This is a genomic window from Alteromonas nitratireducens (genome assembly GCF_040812025.1).
GTDB classification, from domain to species: Bacteria; Pseudomonadota; Gammaproteobacteria; order Enterobacterales; family Alteromonadaceae; genus Alteromonas; species Alteromonas nitratireducens.
Map to the genome: position 1 here is coordinate 1 of NZ_JBFNPK010000021.1, position 16,157 is coordinate 16,157.

Below are 16,157 nucleotides of genomic sequence, written 5' to 3' on the forward strand. Positions count from 1 at the left end.
GAAGTGCAAGCACTTCCTGTTACCGTTCGACTTGCATGTGTTAGGCCTGCCGCCAGCGTTCAATCTGAGCCATGATCAAACTCTTCAATTAAATATATCGAAATATGAATTGTCGTTGTTACACTCTTAACGAGTGCCCACACAGATTGTCTTGTCTAAATTGTTAAAGAACGTTTGCTAAAACTTGCAATAAGTTGTTACAACTTATAGTCTTTTAGCTCGCTTGTTTCACCTTTCGTGTCTCAAGCGAGGCGCGCATTTTACGCCATCTCGTTTCAGTGTCAACACTTTTTTTTCAGCTTTATTTTCGCGTGCCGAAACAGTAAGTGCGACCCCATTGATTACCTCAATGGCGCTTCATAAGTTGTCCCTGTGAAGCGGAGGCGAATTTTAGGGATTAATAAGTAAAGGTCAATAGCCATACCCTAAAAAGTTGTCGAAACTGAACTAAGCGGTTAATTTTCAATCATAGCAGTAGAAAGTGGACATAATAACAACGCTAATGATTGATATCGCGACGTGTCAGCGCGGGTGTAGTTAAGCGTACAGTCCACAATAACGAATCATAATTAAGGTGGAAAAATGAAGTTGACGTATAGCCTGCTAGTTTTACTGGCTACATTAAGTGGTACTGCAGTGGTCGCAGCGTCTCCTGTCACCAGTGTTTCGGAACCTGATACTGAGGTGTCGGATAAAAATACATTCCAAACCTCGTTCCTTAAACGACAAGTAGAACAGAATATGTCTGTCGGCAGGGCAATTCGTTCTATTGCCAGCCACTATCCTCAGCAGGTTGTTGATATTGTCGATGTAGCGCTGGATGAGTACCCCGACAAATACAGAGAGATTATTTTCGCCGCCATCTCAGCTCAGCCAGCCTCTACAGGTGAAATTGTTAAGCTTGCCATAGATAAAGATGTCAGTTCCTGCCCGTCTATTGTTAAGCTGGCGATTACTGCAGAGCCTACCTATGTCGATTTTGTTGTGCAGGCTGCGGCAAACAGTACACCGGAAGAACTGGATGAAATTGTTCGCGTTGCCGTACTGACTGAGCCTGACTCAGCGGACAGCATTGTTCAGACGCTGTCCCAGCAACATCCGAATAAAGTTATTGAGATCATGACGACCGCGCTTGAGGCGGTGCCGTTTGTTGGCGAATACGTAGTTGATGCACTGCTGGCGGTGTTTCCAAACCAGGCGGATGAAGTGGTCGAAAATGCAGTGCGCGAGGCCTCTGCGCAACGTGAACAGGTTAAGCGCATTCTTTATTCTGCGCAAAACGCCGGCGTGGACAACGCCAAACTTAAGCAGTTCGCCAGCGAAGCCGGACTGACTGAAGAGGAGTTCGCTGCAGCCCTGACCGGCAACAACTGATCCTAATGGCAGCAAGGATGCTGCACTAACGCTGGCACTTCCGGCAGAAATACCATCTGCGTCCACTCACCATCGTTCTTTCAATTATCTCGCTACAGAAAATACAGGGCTCTCCTGCACGGGAAAATACCGCAAAGCGGTAGTCCTCAAAACGCTGGTACTGCTTTTTCTGCTGCTCAAGTAACGGCAAAGGAAGTGTAATCCCTTTCGTTTTATAGCTTCTTATCGCAACCGCTTTTAACTGCATCGCCAGCGTGTCTTTCTCCTGTGAAGTCAGCATGCTGAGTTTGCGCGACGCAGATAGCCCGGAAAAAAACAGGACCTCCGAGCGAAGGTAATTTCCCATACCTGCAACAAAGCCTTGATCCAGCAGTAACGACGCCAGTTGTCTGCCTGAGAACCGGTCATCATCCAGTCGCTGTTTCAGCATATCTTCCGTTGTCGCGTTATCCAGGATATCGGGCCCGAGTTTTCTGAGTAGCGGATGTTGATATAACCGGGTCTTATGCCAGATGCTTATATCTGAGGCGCTATATAGCAGAGCACTGCCCTTCGGCGTATCAATAGCCAGCCTGAGCTGACGCGAACTTGCAGGCCGGGTGTGATTGTCCTGTGTTCGCCATCTCCCGTACAGCTGATTGTGGCTGTATATGACAACATCATTATCGAACGTAATCAGCATGGCTTTGCCGTGTGATGTGACATCGGTGATGGTATGTCCCTGCAACGCTTTGATGGGCTCCGCCAATATCGACAGTGTACACTCAATATGCAGACATGGCTGCCCTTTAATTACAGCGGCTATCTGGTCGGCCTCGCGGCGGATCTCAGGACCTTCCGGCATACGGGCTACCCAGGCAGACTGCCGTCTGATGACAGACGGATGTTAAGCTCAAGTCGCGCCGCGGCATGATAAAGCGCCAGCTCTGCCAGATACACATCGATGTCTGCTTTGATTTGCTTCATTCGGGCGCGAATTTGTGAAGACTCACGCGCATTCAGTACAAACATGTCAGTGTCACCGGCATCGTAACGTTTTATCTCCATGTCATAGAGCTGGTCTGCCAGTGACGCATTTTTCTGTTGCATCTCTGCAATTTTCACCGTTTGTTGCCAGTGCTGATAGGCCTTCTCAAATGCCTGAACAATGCTGTCGGCCGCCAGTTGAATCTTATGATCCAATTGCGTCTGCTTCGATTCTATTGATGACAGCTCAGCTTTCGCAGCGCGGTTGCCGAGCGGGTAGGAAAAACTCAGTCCGACTTTTGTTTCTGTACCATCCAGCGAGGCAGCACCACTACCGATATCGCGGGCGACAGAGGCTTTTAAGTCAAGCTTTGGCAATAGAGACGTTTTCGCCAGTGACGCTTTGTTGGTCAGCATACGCTTTTCCTGCTCCAGCGCTGCCAGAACAGGATGCGAAGCCAGCGAGCGACGAAGCGCAACAATATCTGCCATACGCGCCTGATATGGCCAGGCCAGTTCCCCTGCTCTGATAGACGAGGTGTCTTTCATCTGCCCCTGATCGTCGCGCAGATAAAATGCCAGCGCCCGCTGTGTTACGGCAAGTTTTCTCTTCAGCTCTGCCAGCACCAGTTCCTGCTGGAGCGCATTTGCGTCAAATTCAATCAGATCAGATTCTGCCAGGTCGCCCTGCTCGACCCGGCTGGCAATGGCATCGCGGCGTCGTGCCAACGCATCCAATAAGTCGGAAACGGCCTGAACCTGTAAGGCAGTTTCATACCAGTAAAGGTAATCTTTCACCCCTTTGAATATCATCTCATTGACGTCGTTCTGGTAGTCCTGACGCCACTGCTCAACAGCCAGTTGCGCATTTCGAAGCCCCAAACGGCGTTTGTCGATTTCACGATAACGCAGCAATGACATCATCACTCCCAGGCTTGCTTCACCGCCTGACAGGGTCTCGTATTCCTGTTCGTACACCGGAAAATCGCCATCAGCAAGGCGGTACTCCGAATACAAGCGGGCATTCATTGACTGAAGGGGTTTCACAAACCGCTGAGAGGCAATCGCGCCATCATAATAGCCGCTGACCCGCGTATTGGTTTCCTGTTCGATTAATGGATCAAACGCGCTGTCCGCCGACTGCACAGCGAGCTGACGCTGACGCCCCTGCTCTGCGGCGGCGGCCAGGTAAGGATGAGACGCCTGTATGGTGGCAACAAGTTCAGGAACAGTAACTGTCTCCTGAGCCAGCGTGTGCCCAGCCACCAGCATACCAAGTGCGACTACTACACGCCTCACTGGCTTTGCCCTCCGTTAGTGTTGGTCAGTACCTCGGTAGGTTTTGGCGGGAAGTTATTAAGCTGACGCCACATTTCATAGCCTAGACGAACCTCTTCGAGCAGCACCCATGCTTTGACACGACTGCCCAGTCTGACAGAGTTTTCGTTTGGCCATGGTAAATCGTCGTTGTCAGGTTTAATCCAGACCTGAAACTGCCCGTTAGCGTCGGCTACCGGCTCAACATAAACCACCTCGCCGCCAAATGTCCCAACCGCGGTACCAGGCCAGCCACTAAACTGAATAACCGGCCAGCCTTCAAACTGCAGACGTGCTTTGGCGCCGGGTTGCACCAGCGGCGCGTCCAGGCCACTGACGCTGATTCGAACCGTACGCTCAACCCCTGACGGAATAAACCGGGCCAAAACATCCCCTTCCTTCACAAAGGTCGATCCGCCACCGGCGACCAGCCCGACGATAGTGCCATCTGTCGGTGCCACTTTGGTCTGAGTTGCCTGTCTGGACAGCGCCATGCTGACAGAATTGATGTCAGCTTCAGATTTCGCCGCTTTGGCTTTCAGTTCCTGCACTCTGATTTGAGCCGCCTCTACCTCACGTGGTGACACCAGCCCCTGTTCCAGCAGCGCGCGCTGACGTGCAAGATTGCTTTGGGCATTCGCCACCGCAACCAAATCGGCATCGTATCCTGCCTGGGTGGCAGTTAACTGTGCCTGAAGCTTATCCAGACGGCCGGCATCAATATCAATAAGCGTTACAATGGGATCACCCTTTTTCACACTCATCCCTTCGCGCACATGCCACTGCTTTATTTGTCCGGGGACCAGCGCATTTATGGCCTGCGTACGCTCAGATGGATCCAGGGAATCAACGCTGCCCGTCCCATAGGCAGTCTGTACCCAAGGGGTAAACCACAGGATAAGGGCGACAGAAACAATAAACAGACCAATGATGCCGCAGATCACGCGGTGTAATTTCGGGATACGGATGGCCGTTAACGTTCTGACGTGCGCAAGGTACCGACGTTCTGTATTAGTCATTCTGCGCTCCTTCGCTGCTGTTGCTATGAAGCTTCATCACGGCGCTATCACCCAGTTTAAGCGTGCCGTTTAAATAGTCCGGACTTGCCATGTTCGTAAAGTACAGCAAAGTAAAAGGCTGTCCCATTAACCGTGTTAACAAACGCTGACGCAATGCTCCTGGAATGGCGTCAAAGTGCTGATTCAGGATCACCACCTTGGGCTGAGATAAAATGGCTGCCGCAAGTTTAAGCAAAAGCAGCTCCAGCGGCTGGAATGGCAGGCCCATCACCGACAGCCGGGTATTCAGCCCGTCCGGCAATGTTTCAACCACATCGTCAAGTTCGACCAGCGCCAGCGCGTCACGCACTTCTGCCAGCGTCGCCTCAGGCGCAGACAGCTTCAGGTACTCTTCGATTGAACACTCAACAATTAACGCCCGGTCAATGGTACTGACCGCCTGGCGTAACTCGTAGATGTCATAATCGAACAGGCTCATATCACCCAGCATGATCCAGCCGGTTTCAGGTTTATCAAAGCGCTTAAGCAGTGCCGTCAGCTTGCGCTGCACCCAGCTCTTGTCAGTGGTCACAAACACCTTTTTGCCAGCGTCGATTTTAAGCGCAATTTCACAGCGATCATCATTATGCGACAGCACAACATTTTCGAACGTAAGCGTTGCCTCATCCGGGGTATGGTGTGAGTCACTGTGCAATTCCTCCTGCGGCATCTGCAGGGCTGCACCAATTTTTTCCGCCGCCCCATAAAGCTGGTAATAAAGTTTGAGGTATTGTGAAAAGCGGGACAGCCCCAAAAAAACCGCAGACATAATCAACTCGGCTGCAACCAGCTGACCAATAGATAGTTGCCCGCGCACAACCAGCCAACCCCCGACGCCGAGCAAGGCCGCACTGGCTGCGGCATAAAGCACCAGGAACATGATGGTTTGTGAGAACGTAAAACGAAAATGTGCTTTATGGGTATCGATGTAGTTATGGATATAGTGGTCAGTATTTCGTCCGGCATAATCGAGATGACGGGACGATTTGAAAAACTCGTGGGCACCCGCGATGTCATTCAGCCATTTTGCGGTGTCATATTTCGCATGGGATAACGCAACCGCAGTGCGTTTAGCACCCGGCCCCCACAACCGCCAGATAAGGTACATCACCATCACAATAATGACATTAAACACGAACAGCGCCGGGTGATAGAACGACACCAGCGTAAAGCCCACCAGCATTTGCAGTACCAGTGCAAAGCCGTCAACAAACAGCGCCGGTACATTTTTTTGCAGGATCATAATGTCAAAATAGCGCTGCGTAATGGTGGTGTTGCGGCGCCCTTCAAAAAAACTGTGCGGCGCCATGATGGTTTTAAGACTGAGGTCAGCGGTCAGACGTGCGTATACACGCCGCTCATACAGTTCCATCACCCAGGTTCTGAGCGCACTGAATACCCCTGACATAAACAGGGTGAAGAAAAGCACCAGCGCCAGCACAATCACGGCGCGGGTTGATGCAATATTCGCAATACTGTTAATCAGCGTCTGGACGGCAATCGGTACTGCCAGTGTCATCAGGCCAATGGCCAGACCATACGCCATCGCAACCGAAAAGTAGCCTTTTTCCGGGCGCAGCAGTTGAAACAAAAGTGCACGGGTCGTAGCCAGATTAATTGGCTTTTTCATAACAGTTTGTTCCTCAATGGCCTGATCCGCACTTTACGACAGGCATAATTAAGAGTAAATCTGATAATATCTGCAAATAAGTTCGAATATTTCTTACTATGCATCATCTCAATTATCATCACCTCTACTACTTTTATATCACAGCACGCGAGGGCAGTGTGGTTCGGGCTGCACGTTTTTTGCACGTCACGTCCCAAACAGTAAGCGGACAGTTGTCACAATTCGAACGAAACCTTGGGTATCCGCTATTCGACAGAATAGGAAAGCGTCTGCACCTTAACAGTAAAGGAAAGCAGGTTTTTCACCATGCTGAGGATATCTTTCAGAAGGGGCACGAGCTTGCAAAACTCCTTCAGTCTGACAGCCAGGATATGGCGGACGAATTTGTCATTGGCCTGACCGACGCCATTCCTAAAGTGCTGGCGTTTGATTTTCTTAGTGAAGTTATACGCTATTCTCCTCAAACCCGATTTATTTTTCGTGAATCAACCTTCTCCGATCTCATCAGTGATATGGCGGTCAACCGGATCGATCTGGTGCTGGCTGACCACGGCATTGCGCCGGGTACTCAGATAGATGCAATCAGTTACTTTCTTGGGGAATCCCATCTTAGCTTCTTCTCAACGCCCGAACGAGCTGATGCGTTGAAAGCCACCTTCCCGGCCAGCCTGAACGATGAGCCATTACTGATGCCGGGTAAAAAGTCAGGGATTGTGCAGGGGCTTCGCTCCTGGCTTGAGGGTCAGCAAATCTACCCCAGGGTTGTCGCCGAATTTGACGACAGCGCCCTGCTGAAACTCTTTGGCAGTGAAGGATTTGGTGCGTTTTGCGCGCCATCGAGTATATCCGCGCACGTCGCGCAGCAGTATCAGGTGGAATGTATCGGCGAGGCGACCGAGCTGACAGAGCGGTATTTTGCAGTTAGCCGGTCGAACTCGGTGAATGCTGATATGGTTGAAAAAATAGTGCATGCCGCGCAAGCCCTGCTGGCATAACTGCCCCGGCTCAGGCTACCGCATTATCGTCTATGTCTGGCGCATAAGCGGCAAGGGTAAGTATTTTCTCAAGGCAATACTTCAGCGCCTCATTAATGGGTAAGCGCTGCTCTCCCAGCGTAAAATCCAGCTGCGCCAGCTTTTGCTGATAATGTGCCATCATTGGCGGCGGATTCGCCGTAGTCATGATCAGAGCATCGGCATACCGTTCGGGTAGACGCTGCTTTATTTCCCTGCACACGGACAATGTCGGAATATGATCTTTAGTGCGATACCCGGCAACACCAAACATCCTGCATACGCCAGGGCGCCACGGGTAGATGCCGCAACTGCCTTTTTGTCCGTCCAGCGAATGCCGCTGGTACTGCATACATGCAAAGCCGTGATAATGCTCAATTGACTCAAGGGTTGTTTCGGCCAGCCCCTGATCAAACAAATGCAACGCAAGAGGAAGCATTTCCAGAGGTGAAACCTCAATATCAGGCTTATTACAGCATGCACCACAGCCAGCCGTGCAGGGTAAACCTGCCGATGCCTGATAATGACTAAACGTTGATGAAATCTCTTCATACATGGCCAGCACCTGGCCTGACAGTTCACGCAGCCGCTGCATAGACTCCGCCACTCTCCACAAAGAAAAAACACGATATCCGGATCTGAAGTTGCGCAAGAGACGCCGACCCGCTACAAAATTTCGGCGATTTTATTTCAGAAAGAAAAAATCGGGCAAGCGAAATGATTAGAACTTTTTAACTGTCTGTTCTGTCAGGTTTATAACTTTTTATTCGCATCGGGAAAGCCCTGGCCGTGGGCTGACAACCCAGTTATTTTTTGGCTGGTTTACCGGCAGCTTCCCGACCGTATTTATCGCTAAGCCGCACAATATCATCTTCGCCAAGGTACGAACCCGACTGCACTTCTATCAACTCGAGCGGCACTTCCCCCGGATTCTCGAGTGCATGCACTGTACCTATGGGAATGTAGACAGACTCGTTTTCGTTCATCGTACGCGTCTGTCCGTCCAGCGTGACACGCGCTGTGCCGGAGACGACAACCCAGTGTTCTGCCCGATGATGATGATACTGCAGCGACAAACTCTCGCCCGGTCGCACCAGTACCCGTTTCACAAGAAAACGCGCACCGCTGTCCAGCACATCGTAGCTGCCCCACGGACGATAGACTTCGCGGTGAAACTCCAGCTCGGGGCGCGATTCCGTCTGCAGGTTATTCACAACCTGCTTAATCTCTTCAGCAGCCTCTTTATTGGCAACCAGCACGGCATCTTTGGTTTCTACCACTACAACATCATCAAGGCCAATAACCGAAACCAACCGGCTTTGTGCGTTGATATAACTGTTTTTCACACGGTACTGCGTCGCATCACCCAACATAACATTACCGTCGGCGTCTTTTGTGCCGGCTTCCCATAACGATGACCAGCTTCCCACATCAGACCATCCTGCATCCAGGGCAACCATGGCTGCCCGGGTGGTATTCTCCATCACGGCATAATCGACTGAATCGGCCGGACATCTGCTAAACAGGTCACGATCAACTCTGATAAAATCCAAATCCTGAGTGGCGCAACTTATTGCGTCCCGGCACACATCATGAATTGTCGGGCAGAATTTAGACAGCTCTTCCAGGTAACGGCTTGCCCTGAACACAAACATGCCGCTATTCCAGAAATAGTTCCCGGCGCCCACAAACCGGGCGGCTTTATCGATTGCCGGCTTTTCTATAAATTCTTCGACACGGAAACCCTCGCCTGCCTCGCTGCCCGCCCGGATATAACCGTAGCCTGTATGCGGTGTTTGCGGCACTATCCCAAACGTTACCAGATAACCGGCTTGCGCCAGTGATTCTGCTTTTTGGATAGCGTGGTAAAACGCGGTCGTATCTTTAATTAGATGATCAGCCGGCAGCACCAGCAAAATGGGGTCTTCGCCTGCGGCGATTGCCTGCAATGCAGCAAGCGCAATCGCCGGTGCCGTATTGCAGCCAACCGGTTCAAGCACGATTCCGCTGTGCTGCTGGTCTATCTGACGTAATTGCTCGGCCACGACAAAGCGATGCGCTTCATTGCAGATAATGATGGGGTTGTCGGTTGGGTAGTTATTCAGGCGCAGCAGGGTTTCCTGCAACATCGAGTTTTCCGATGTCAGCGGCAGGAACTGCTTCGGCATAGCCTGTCTGGACTTGGGCCAAAGGCGACTTCCGCCGCCTCCGGCCAGGATCACAGGTATCAAACTCTTCCTTTTGTCGAGCTCATATAAACTTAACAACCATAAATAAAATGACGCGTGACCCTAGTATTTTTTAGTCAGACCCAAATAAGTCCCGACTGTAAACTTTATCCATTAAATCACTAATTTCATCGGTAACGCGGTTGGCTACTATTACATCTGAGATCTTTTTAAATTCTGCCAAGTCCTTAATTACCCTTGAGTGAAAGAACTCCTCACCGTCAATAACTGGTTCATAGACTACGACCTCAATCCCCTTCGCCTTTATTCGTTTCATTATTCCCTGAATTGCACTGGCCCTGAAGTTGTCAGACCCTGCTTTCATTATCAACCGATAAATCCCAACTACTTTTGGTTTCCGGTTAATAATCGAATCAGCAATAAAGTCCTTTCTTGTTCGGTTCGCTTCAACTATTGCATGAATCATATTATTCGGTACATCACGATAGTTTGCCAAAAGTTGCTTGGTATCTTTTGGTAAACAATATCCTCCGTAACCAAAGCTCGGGTTGTTATAGTGATTACCTATACGTGGGTCTAACCCCACACCTTCAATTATCTGTTTAGTATCAAGGCCGTGGCTTTCAGCATAGCTGTCCAGCTCATTGAAATAGGCAACACGCATAGCAAGATAAGTATTGGCGAACAACTTAATGGCTTCCGCTTCCGTGCTGTCTGTAAACAATATTGGTATATCGTCTTTCAACGCACCCTGCTTCAACAGTTCAGCAAATGTTCTCGCCCTGTCGCTCCGTTCTCCAACAATAATTCTACTTGGGTAAAGGTTGTCAAAAAGTGCACGCCCTTCCCTAAGAAATTCAGGAGAAAAAATAATGTTGTCTGACCGATGCTTTTCCCTTGCCTCCGCAGTATATCCTACTGGCACTGTTGATTTAATCACCATGATCGCATGTGGGTTTACACGCTTTACAGTGTCTATCACCGCGTCTACACTACCTGTATTGAAGTAGTTTGTGTCGGGGTTGTAGTCTGTTGGTGTGGCAATTACAACGAAGTCAGCATCCCGATACGCAGCTTTGCCATCTAACGTTGCTATTAAGTTCAGAGGTTTATTTTCCAGATAATCACTAATTTCTTTATCTTCAATTGGCGACTTTTTGCTGTTCAATAACTCTACTTTTTCCGGCACCAAATCAACAGCGGTGACCTGATTATGTTGTGCCAGCAACACTGCGTTAGACAACCCCACATAGCCTGTGCCGGCAACAGCAATTTTATATTTTTGCGTAGCATCCATAATGTCGGTTCCTCACAGCTATTTCGATAAGCCTAACCGTTCGCCCTGGTAGCTGCCATCCAGTACGGCCTGCCACCAGGCTTCGTTATCCAGATACCAATGAACGGTTTTGCGTAATCCGCTCTCGAACGTCTCTTCCGGCTTCCATCCCAGTTCGCGTTCAATTTTCGACGCATCAATAGCGTATCGCATATCATGCCCGGGACGATCGGCAACGTAAGTGATCTGGTCTGCATAAGGCGATGACTTGGGCTTAACTTCATCGAGAATCGAACAAATGGTTTTCACCACGTCAATATTCTGCTTCTCGTTGTGACCGCCAATGTTGTAGGTTTCGCCGACTTTTCCTTCCAGCGCCACCAGCACCAGTGCGCGCGCATGATCTTCTACGTACAGCCAGTCACGAATCTGATTGCCTTTACCGTATACCGGCAAGGGCTTACCCGCCAGCGCGTTGAGAATAACCAGCGGTATCAGTTTTTCCGGAAAGTGATAAGGCCCGTAATTATTTGAGCAATTTGTCACCAGTGTAGGGAACCCATACGTCCGCAGCCAGGCACGCACCAGCTGGTCAGAAGACGCTTTTGATGCCGAGTAAGGCGAGCTTGGCGCATAGGGCGTGGTCTCGGTAAATAAGGGGAGCTCAGTACCGTCTTCCACTTCATCCGGGTGCGGCAGGTCGCCGTACACTTCATCAGTAGAGATATGATGAAAGCGAAACGCTGCTTTCTTTTCTTCATTCAGCGCGCTGTAGTACGCCCTTGCCTGCTCCAGCAGCGTGTAAGTACCTACTACGTTTGTCTGAATGAATTCTCCCGGCCCATCAATAGAGCGGTCAACGTGAGACTCAGCAGCCAGATGCATAATGATGTCTGGCTGATACGTATCCAGTACGCGTTTCACATTCGGTGCATCACAAATGTCGACCTGTTCAAAGTGATAACGCGAAGAATCACTGACCGGGTCAAGTGACGACAGGTTGCCGGCATACGTCAGCTTGTCGAGATTAACGACAGTATGGGCAGTGTTTTTGATCAGATGTCGTACGACCGCAGATCCAATGAAGCCCGCGCCGCCGGTAACGATGATGGTTTTAGTACTCATAAGTTTAATTCTTTTGCTGTGACAGTTCGGTGAGCATCGTATCAAGCTGCGACCGCCAGTGTGTCAGGGACGTCTGTTTGAATGTTTCCCGGGTAAGGGTTTTATCCAGCACGCTGTAATGCGGGCGTTTGGCCGGTGTCGGGTAAGCCGATGTAGGGATTGGTTCTACCGGTACTGCATTTGCAAGTAACCCTTTTTCCAGCCCCAGTTGTTGAATAGCCAGGGCGAAGTCGTACCAGGATGCTACGCCTTCATCCGTCCAGTGGTAAACGCCTGTAATGCGCTGTTCTGCCGCTTCAAGACAGGCAGCAGCCAGACCTTTCGCCCAGGTCGGCGAGCCAACCTGATCGTCAATGACAGTCAGTTTCGGCTTCTCTGCCATTAACCGCAGCATGGTTTTTACAAAATTATTGCCGTGAGAGGAATACACCCATGCGGTTCGGATAATGCAACTACTCTGTGGTAATAACTTTTGCACCGCTGCCTCACCCTGCGCCTTGGCCTTCCCATATTCCCCCTGAGGCTCAATAGGATCATCCACCGTATAGGGCGAGCCTTTCTCGCCATTAAACACATAGTCGGTTGACACATGCACCAGAAAAGCATTGTTGTCTTTACAGTACGCAGCCAGATTTTCCACCGCCTGTGCATTTAACAGATGACAGGCTTCAGGCTCCTGCTCGGCTTTATCGACAGCAGTGTACGCCGATGCGTTAATGATCACATCCGGCGCCAGTGCTTTTAACGTAGTATTCAGTACTGCGGGATCGGTGACATCGGTATCGTCCCGCCCGAGAAATGTCAGCGTATCATCTCCCGACATGGCGAGTTCATGTGCCAGTTGGCCAGACTTTCCAATTACGACAATCTTCATACCTGTCCTTTAAAACGTCGGGGCATCAGCAAATGCCAAACCGGCTTCGTCCTTGGCTGACAAAGACGGCGACTCACCGTTCACCAGTGGCCAGTCTATACCAATATCCGGATCGTCAAAGCGAACCGACACTTCCGACTCCGGGTGATAATAGTCGGTGCACTTATACACAAACTCGGCAGACGCAGACGTGACATAAAAGCCATGTGCGAAACCTGCCGGCACCCAAATCTGACGCTTATTTTCGGCAGACAAAATAACGCCTACCCATTTTCCAAAGGTAGCTGAGGATTTTCGCATATCTACTGCAACGTCGAACACTTCGCCTTCGGTTACGCGAACCAGCTTGCCCTGGGTTTGTTCCAACTGGTAATGAAGCCCGCGTAAAATACCCTGACGGGATTTAGAGTGATTATCCTGCACGAATGTCACATCAGCACAGATTTGACGAAACCAGTCATCCCTGAACGTTTCCATGAAAAAGCCGCGCTCGTCGCCAAACACACGCGGTTCGATAATTTTTACGTCAGGAATTTCAGTATCAATAACTTGCATAAGTAATCTATTCAGTTTTTATCAACAGACAGGCATTAATGACCGGGGTGAGTTACTTCACCCTGCCGCTAATCATTTTTATCAGATAATCACCGTAGCCGCTTTTTCTCAGTGGTGCAGCGAGTGTTTCGAGCTGTTCTGCTGATATGTAGCCCATGCGATACGCCACCTCTTCGGGACAACAAATCTTAAGGCCCTGACGCTTCTCAATAGCGGCAACAAAGTTAGAGGCGTCCAGCAGACTGTCGAGGGTACCGGTGTCCAGCCAGGCTGAACCGCGCCCCATTAACTCCACTTTCAGGCTACCGTCGACCAGATAAAGGTTATTCAAATCGGTGATTTCCAGCTCGCCGCGTGCAGAGGGTTTTACTTCTTTGGCAAAATCCACAACCCGGTTATCGTAATAATACAGCCCGGTGACCGCATAATTCGACTTCGGTGTTTTGGGCTTTTCCTCAATGGTCAGCGCATTCCAGTCATCATCAAACTCAACCACACCATAACGTTCAGGATCATTGACGTGATAACCAAACACCGTAGCACCATGGGTCTGCGCATGGGCATTTTTAAGTGACTGACGTAAATCATGTCCGTAGTAGATGTTATCACCCAATACCAGTGCGCAGGCGTCACCGTCAATGAACGACTCACCAATCAAAAAAGCCTGCGCCAGTCCGTCCGGCGACGGCTGAACTGCATATTGCAGATTAATGCCCCACTTGCTGCCATCCCCCAGCAGTTCAATAAAACGTGACAGCTCCTCGGGAGTGGTGATGATTAAAATATCGCGTATCCCCGACATCATGAGTGTCGACAGCGGGTAATAAATCATCGGTTTGTCGTAAATGGGCATCAATTGTTTACTGACTACCTTGGTCAGAGGATGCAACCGGGTACCCGACCCGCCCGCCAGAATGATTCCTTTTCTCATGGTTTACCTTTCGGGTTGGAAACGTGTTCTTCACACGTTGTAAGCGCTTAATTCTATCTGTAATACGATACCCACTCACACGGCGATGCGCAATGTGTTATCCCTCTTATTCGAACTCTTCTTCGGCCTTCACCGCGAAATTCTCTCGTTTGAGCGTCAGGAAGGGATTATAGGCCGGATCATGCTGAATGACCTGTTGCCAGGTTGACTGCAAATAATCCAGCTCAGACAAAAAGCGCATCCGCTTTTCTTTGGTGGCATCCAGGCCACGCGAGACCGATTCATGGTGAAACAACTCGGCCTCTGCGCAATACAGATTTCGCACGCCCAGCTCGCGCACTTTCAGACAAAAGTCCACATCATTAAATGCCACCGTCAAATCACGTTCATTCAATCCGCCAACGGCCTCATAATGTTCACGTTTTACCAGTAAACATGCTGCCGTCACCGCGCTGTAATTCTGTGTTGCAACCAACCGGTTGAGGTATCCGGGATGATAGCGGGGGAAGTACTTATGGGCGTGGCCCGCGCCACCGCCATACCCCATCACTACCCCGGCATGCTGGATACGACCGTCTGAGTACAGCAGTTTGGCGCCCACGCATCCGATATCAGCGCGAACAGCATGACCCACCATGTAAGATAGCCACTGCCCGCCAATTACTTCGACATCATTATTAATTAATCCAATAATGTCGCCCCTGGCCTGCGATACCGCGAAGTTGTTAATCGCCGAGTAATTGAATGGCTGTGGATAGCGAAGCAACCTGACTTTGGGGTGTTTTGCGACCTCTTCAAAATACGCCAGACTATCCGGATCGTCAGAGTTATTGTCAATGAGCAGAATTTCATAATGGGTGTAGTGCGTTTTTTCGGTGATGGAATCGATACATGCTTTCACCAGCTCGTGCGCATTTTTGGTGGGAATAATCAGGCTGACCAGCGGCTGATTATCTGCTGGCCATAGATAGGCATTAACCCCATTTTGCTTATCAAACAGGCTTGAAATACCTCTGTCATCAAGCCAGCCCGAGGTTACTCCGAGCGCATCACGGGTGCGCTGGCCGGACGGCTTATGCGCCACTAACGACAGCGCGATATGTTGCACTTTCAGTGCGGGAGTGTTTAACCAAATAGCCGTTACCACCTCAGCAACACAAGAGAATGACCGGGCCTGTTCCAATGCCACCTGTAATGACTCGGCCGGATTAGCCAGCACGACGCCGGTATCAACATAGGCCGTGGTGAGTTGTAAATCAGGGTTCCAGTCAGGCAATAGTCGCGGATTAACGCGCTGCCCCTTTTCAACTTCATCGGTATCGCAATAAAGGATATCTGCCTGGTCAGCGTGTGCGCAAAATGCAGATAATGCGTTTTCATGAAGCGTGTCACCCGCCATAAGCAGCAGCAAGGGCGAGCTGCCCACGCTTTCAGCAAGTTCAGTGAAGGTCGCAACATGCTGAATACGGGAGGTCGAAGCCGGGCTATCACCCACTTCCGACACCAGGTATATGGCGCCTACACGTTCAGCCTGGGCATTTAATGAGTCAAGGGTTGTAGCAACAGCAGCCCTGGCTCCCGGCATAACCAGTACGTTAAGTGGTTTGCCTGTTTTTTTAACACCATAGTGCTGTGTAAGCACCGTGCGTTGTCGCAATACAACGTCGCGATACAGTCTGGTTAATTTTTTCTTACTGGGAAAACCGTAAAACAAACCGGAACGTTGCAGTGCGCGGCTATAGAATGCCGATAATGCCGGACTTTTCTTTAAGTGCTCGCGGACTGATTTAGGGATCAGTCCAACGCCAGCCTTCACCGTCATCATGGCGTATTTTTTTACCTTCACCAT

14 protein-coding genes and 1 rRNA gene are annotated in these 16,157 nt (G+C 50.2%); 2 read left to right on the forward strand and 13 right to left on the reverse strand.

The features are described from left to right. Window positions 1-91 (reverse strand): 16S ribosomal RNA (locus AB1N33_RS14805); the annotation flags it as partial. 491 nt (window positions 92-582) lie between these two features. On the opposite strand from AB1N33_RS14805, the gene AB1N33_RS14810 reads away from it, so the two are divergent. Continuing rightward, a complete protein-coding gene (locus AB1N33_RS14810) occupies window positions 583-1,374 on the forward strand; it encodes a hypothetical protein (protein ID WP_411272343.1) in 792 nt (263 codons plus the stop codon). A 25-nt stretch (window positions 1,375-1,399) separates the two neighbouring features. On the opposite strand, the gene nei is transcribed toward AB1N33_RS14810, so the two are convergent. Genes nei through AB1N33_RS14830 form a run of 4 tightly spaced genes read right to left on the reverse strand, consistent with a single transcriptional unit; the run spans window position 1,400 to window position 6,345 of the window. Then, window positions 1,400-2,218 (reverse strand): endonuclease VIII, encoded by an 819-nt coding sequence (gene nei, locus AB1N33_RS14815; RefSeq protein WP_411272344.1) that lies wholly within the window; start codon window positions 2,216-2,218, stop codon window positions 1,400-1,402. Window positions 2,219-2,223: 5 nt separating this feature from the next. Beyond that, on the reverse strand, window positions 2,224-3,639 hold the full coding sequence (locus AB1N33_RS14820; protein ID WP_411272345.1) for a TolC family protein: 1,416 nt from the start codon (window positions 3,637-3,639) through the stop codon (window positions 2,224-2,226). After that, a complete protein-coding gene (locus tag AB1N33_RS14825) occupies window positions 3,636-4,676 on the reverse strand; it encodes an efflux RND transporter periplasmic adaptor subunit (RefSeq protein WP_411272346.1) in 1,041 nt (346 codons plus the stop codon). Before AB1N33_RS14825 ends, AB1N33_RS14820 begins: the two co-directional genes overlap by 4 nt. Continuing rightward, window positions 4,669-6,345, reverse strand: a complete 1,677-nt coding sequence (locus AB1N33_RS14830; protein WP_411272347.1) for an ABC transporter transmembrane domain-containing protein — start codon at window positions 6,343-6,345, stop codon at window positions 4,669-4,671. Before AB1N33_RS14830 ends, AB1N33_RS14825 begins: the two co-directional genes overlap by 8 nt. A gap of 98 nt (window positions 6,346-6,443) precedes the next feature. On the opposite strand from AB1N33_RS14830, the gene AB1N33_RS14835 reads away from it, so the two are divergent. Beyond that, window positions 6,444-7,340, forward strand: coding sequence for a LysR family transcriptional regulator (locus AB1N33_RS14835; RefSeq protein WP_411272348.1), 897 nt, complete (start codon window positions 6,444-6,446; stop codon window positions 7,338-7,340). 10 nt (window positions 7,341-7,350) lie between these two features. On the opposite strand, the gene AB1N33_RS14840 is transcribed toward AB1N33_RS14835, so the two are convergent. From AB1N33_RS14840 to AB1N33_RS14875, 8 genes are all read right to left on the reverse strand, one after another. Next, on the reverse strand, window positions 7,351-7,953 hold the full coding sequence (locus AB1N33_RS14840; RefSeq protein ID WP_411272349.1) for a YkgJ family cysteine cluster protein: 603 nt from the start codon (window positions 7,951-7,953) through the stop codon (window positions 7,351-7,353). Between the two features lie 211 nt (window positions 7,954-8,164). Then, the gene (locus AB1N33_RS14845) at window positions 8,165-9,589 is read right to left on the reverse strand and encodes a mannose-1-phosphate guanylyltransferase/mannose-6-phosphate isomerase (protein ID WP_411272350.1); all 1,425 of its coding nucleotides are present in this window, start codon (window positions 9,587-9,589) and stop codon (window positions 8,165-8,167) included. A gap of 70 nt (window positions 9,590-9,659) precedes the next feature. Then, entirely contained in the window at window positions 9,660-10,844 is a 1,185-nt protein-coding gene (locus tag AB1N33_RS14850; RefSeq protein ID WP_411272351.1) for a nucleotide sugar dehydrogenase, read from the reverse strand. An 18-nt stretch (window positions 10,845-10,862) separates the two neighbouring features. Then, window positions 10,863-11,948, reverse strand: coding sequence for a dTDP-glucose 4,6-dehydratase (gene rfbB / locus AB1N33_RS14855; RefSeq protein ID WP_411272352.1), 1,086 nt, complete (start codon window positions 11,946-11,948; stop codon window positions 10,863-10,865). Between the two features lie 4 nt (window positions 11,949-11,952). Beyond that, window positions 11,953-12,822 carry a dTDP-4-dehydrorhamnose reductase gene (rfbD, locus tag AB1N33_RS14860; protein WP_411272353.1) on the reverse strand — a complete coding sequence of 290 codons (870 nt, stop codon included), beginning with the start codon at window positions 12,820-12,822 and terminating at the stop codon, window positions 11,953-11,955. Window positions 12,823-12,831: 9 nt separating this feature from the next. Continuing rightward, window positions 12,832-13,377, reverse strand: coding sequence for a dTDP-4-dehydrorhamnose 3,5-epimerase (gene rfbC / locus AB1N33_RS14865; protein ID WP_411272354.1), 546 nt, complete (start codon window positions 13,375-13,377; stop codon window positions 12,832-12,834). A gap of 52 nt (window positions 13,378-13,429) precedes the next feature. After that, window positions 13,430-14,308: a glucose-1-phosphate thymidylyltransferase RfbA gene (rfbA, locus tag AB1N33_RS14870; protein WP_411272355.1), complete on the reverse strand. Its 879-nt coding sequence runs from the start codon at window positions 14,306-14,308 to the stop codon at window positions 13,430-13,432. A 106-nt stretch (window positions 14,309-14,414) separates the two neighbouring features. Beyond that, entirely contained in the window at window positions 14,415-16,157 is a 1,743-nt protein-coding gene (locus AB1N33_RS14875; protein ID WP_411272356.1) for a glycosyltransferase family 2 protein, read from the reverse strand.

What these genes read in the sequence shown, in the direction of transcription:
- AB1N33_RS14835 (WP_411272348.1), top strand. Translation starts at nt 6,444, where the DNA reads ATGCATCATCTCAATTATCATCACCTCTACTACTTTTATATCACAGCA.
- rfbD (WP_411272353.1), bottom strand. Translation starts at nt 12,822, where the DNA reads ATGAAGATTGTCGTAATTGGAAAGTCTGGCCAACTGGCACATGAACTC.
- rfbB (WP_411272352.1), bottom strand. Translation starts at nt 11,948, where the DNA reads ATGAGTACTAAAACCATCATCGTTACCGGCGGCGCGGGCTTCATTGGA.
- rfbC (WP_411272354.1), bottom strand. Translation starts at nt 13,377, where the DNA reads ATGCAAGTTATTGATACTGAAATTCCTGACGTAAAAATTATCGAACCG.
- AB1N33_RS14875 (WP_411272356.1), bottom strand. Translation starts at nt 16,157, where the DNA reads ATGGTGAAGGTAAAAAAATACGCCATGATGACGGTGAAGGCTGGCGTT.
- AB1N33_RS14830 (WP_411272347.1), bottom strand. Translation starts at nt 6,345, where the DNA reads ATGAAAAAGCCAATTAATCTGGCTACGACCCGTGCACTTTTGTTTCAA.
- nei (WP_411272344.1), bottom strand. Translation starts at nt 2,218, where the DNA reads ATGCCGGAAGGTCCTGAGATCCGCCGCGAGGCCGACCAGATAGCCGCT.
- AB1N33_RS14810 (WP_411272343.1), top strand. Translation starts at nt 583, where the DNA reads ATGAAGTTGACGTATAGCCTGCTAGTTTTACTGGCTACATTAAGTGGT.
- AB1N33_RS14825 (WP_411272346.1), bottom strand. Translation starts at nt 4,676, where the DNA reads ATGACTAATACAGAACGTCGGTACCTTGCGCACGTCAGAACGTTAACG.
- rfbA (WP_411272355.1), bottom strand. Translation starts at nt 14,308, where the DNA reads ATGAGAAAAGGAATCATTCTGGCGGGCGGGTCGGGTACCCGGTTGCAT.
- AB1N33_RS14840 (WP_411272349.1), bottom strand. Translation starts at nt 7,953, where the DNA reads ATGCAGCGGCTGCGTGAACTGTCAGGCCAGGTGCTGGCCATGTATGAA.
- AB1N33_RS14850 (WP_411272351.1), bottom strand. Translation starts at nt 10,844, where the DNA reads ATGGATGCTACGCAAAAATATAAAATTGCTGTTGCCGGCACAGGCTAT.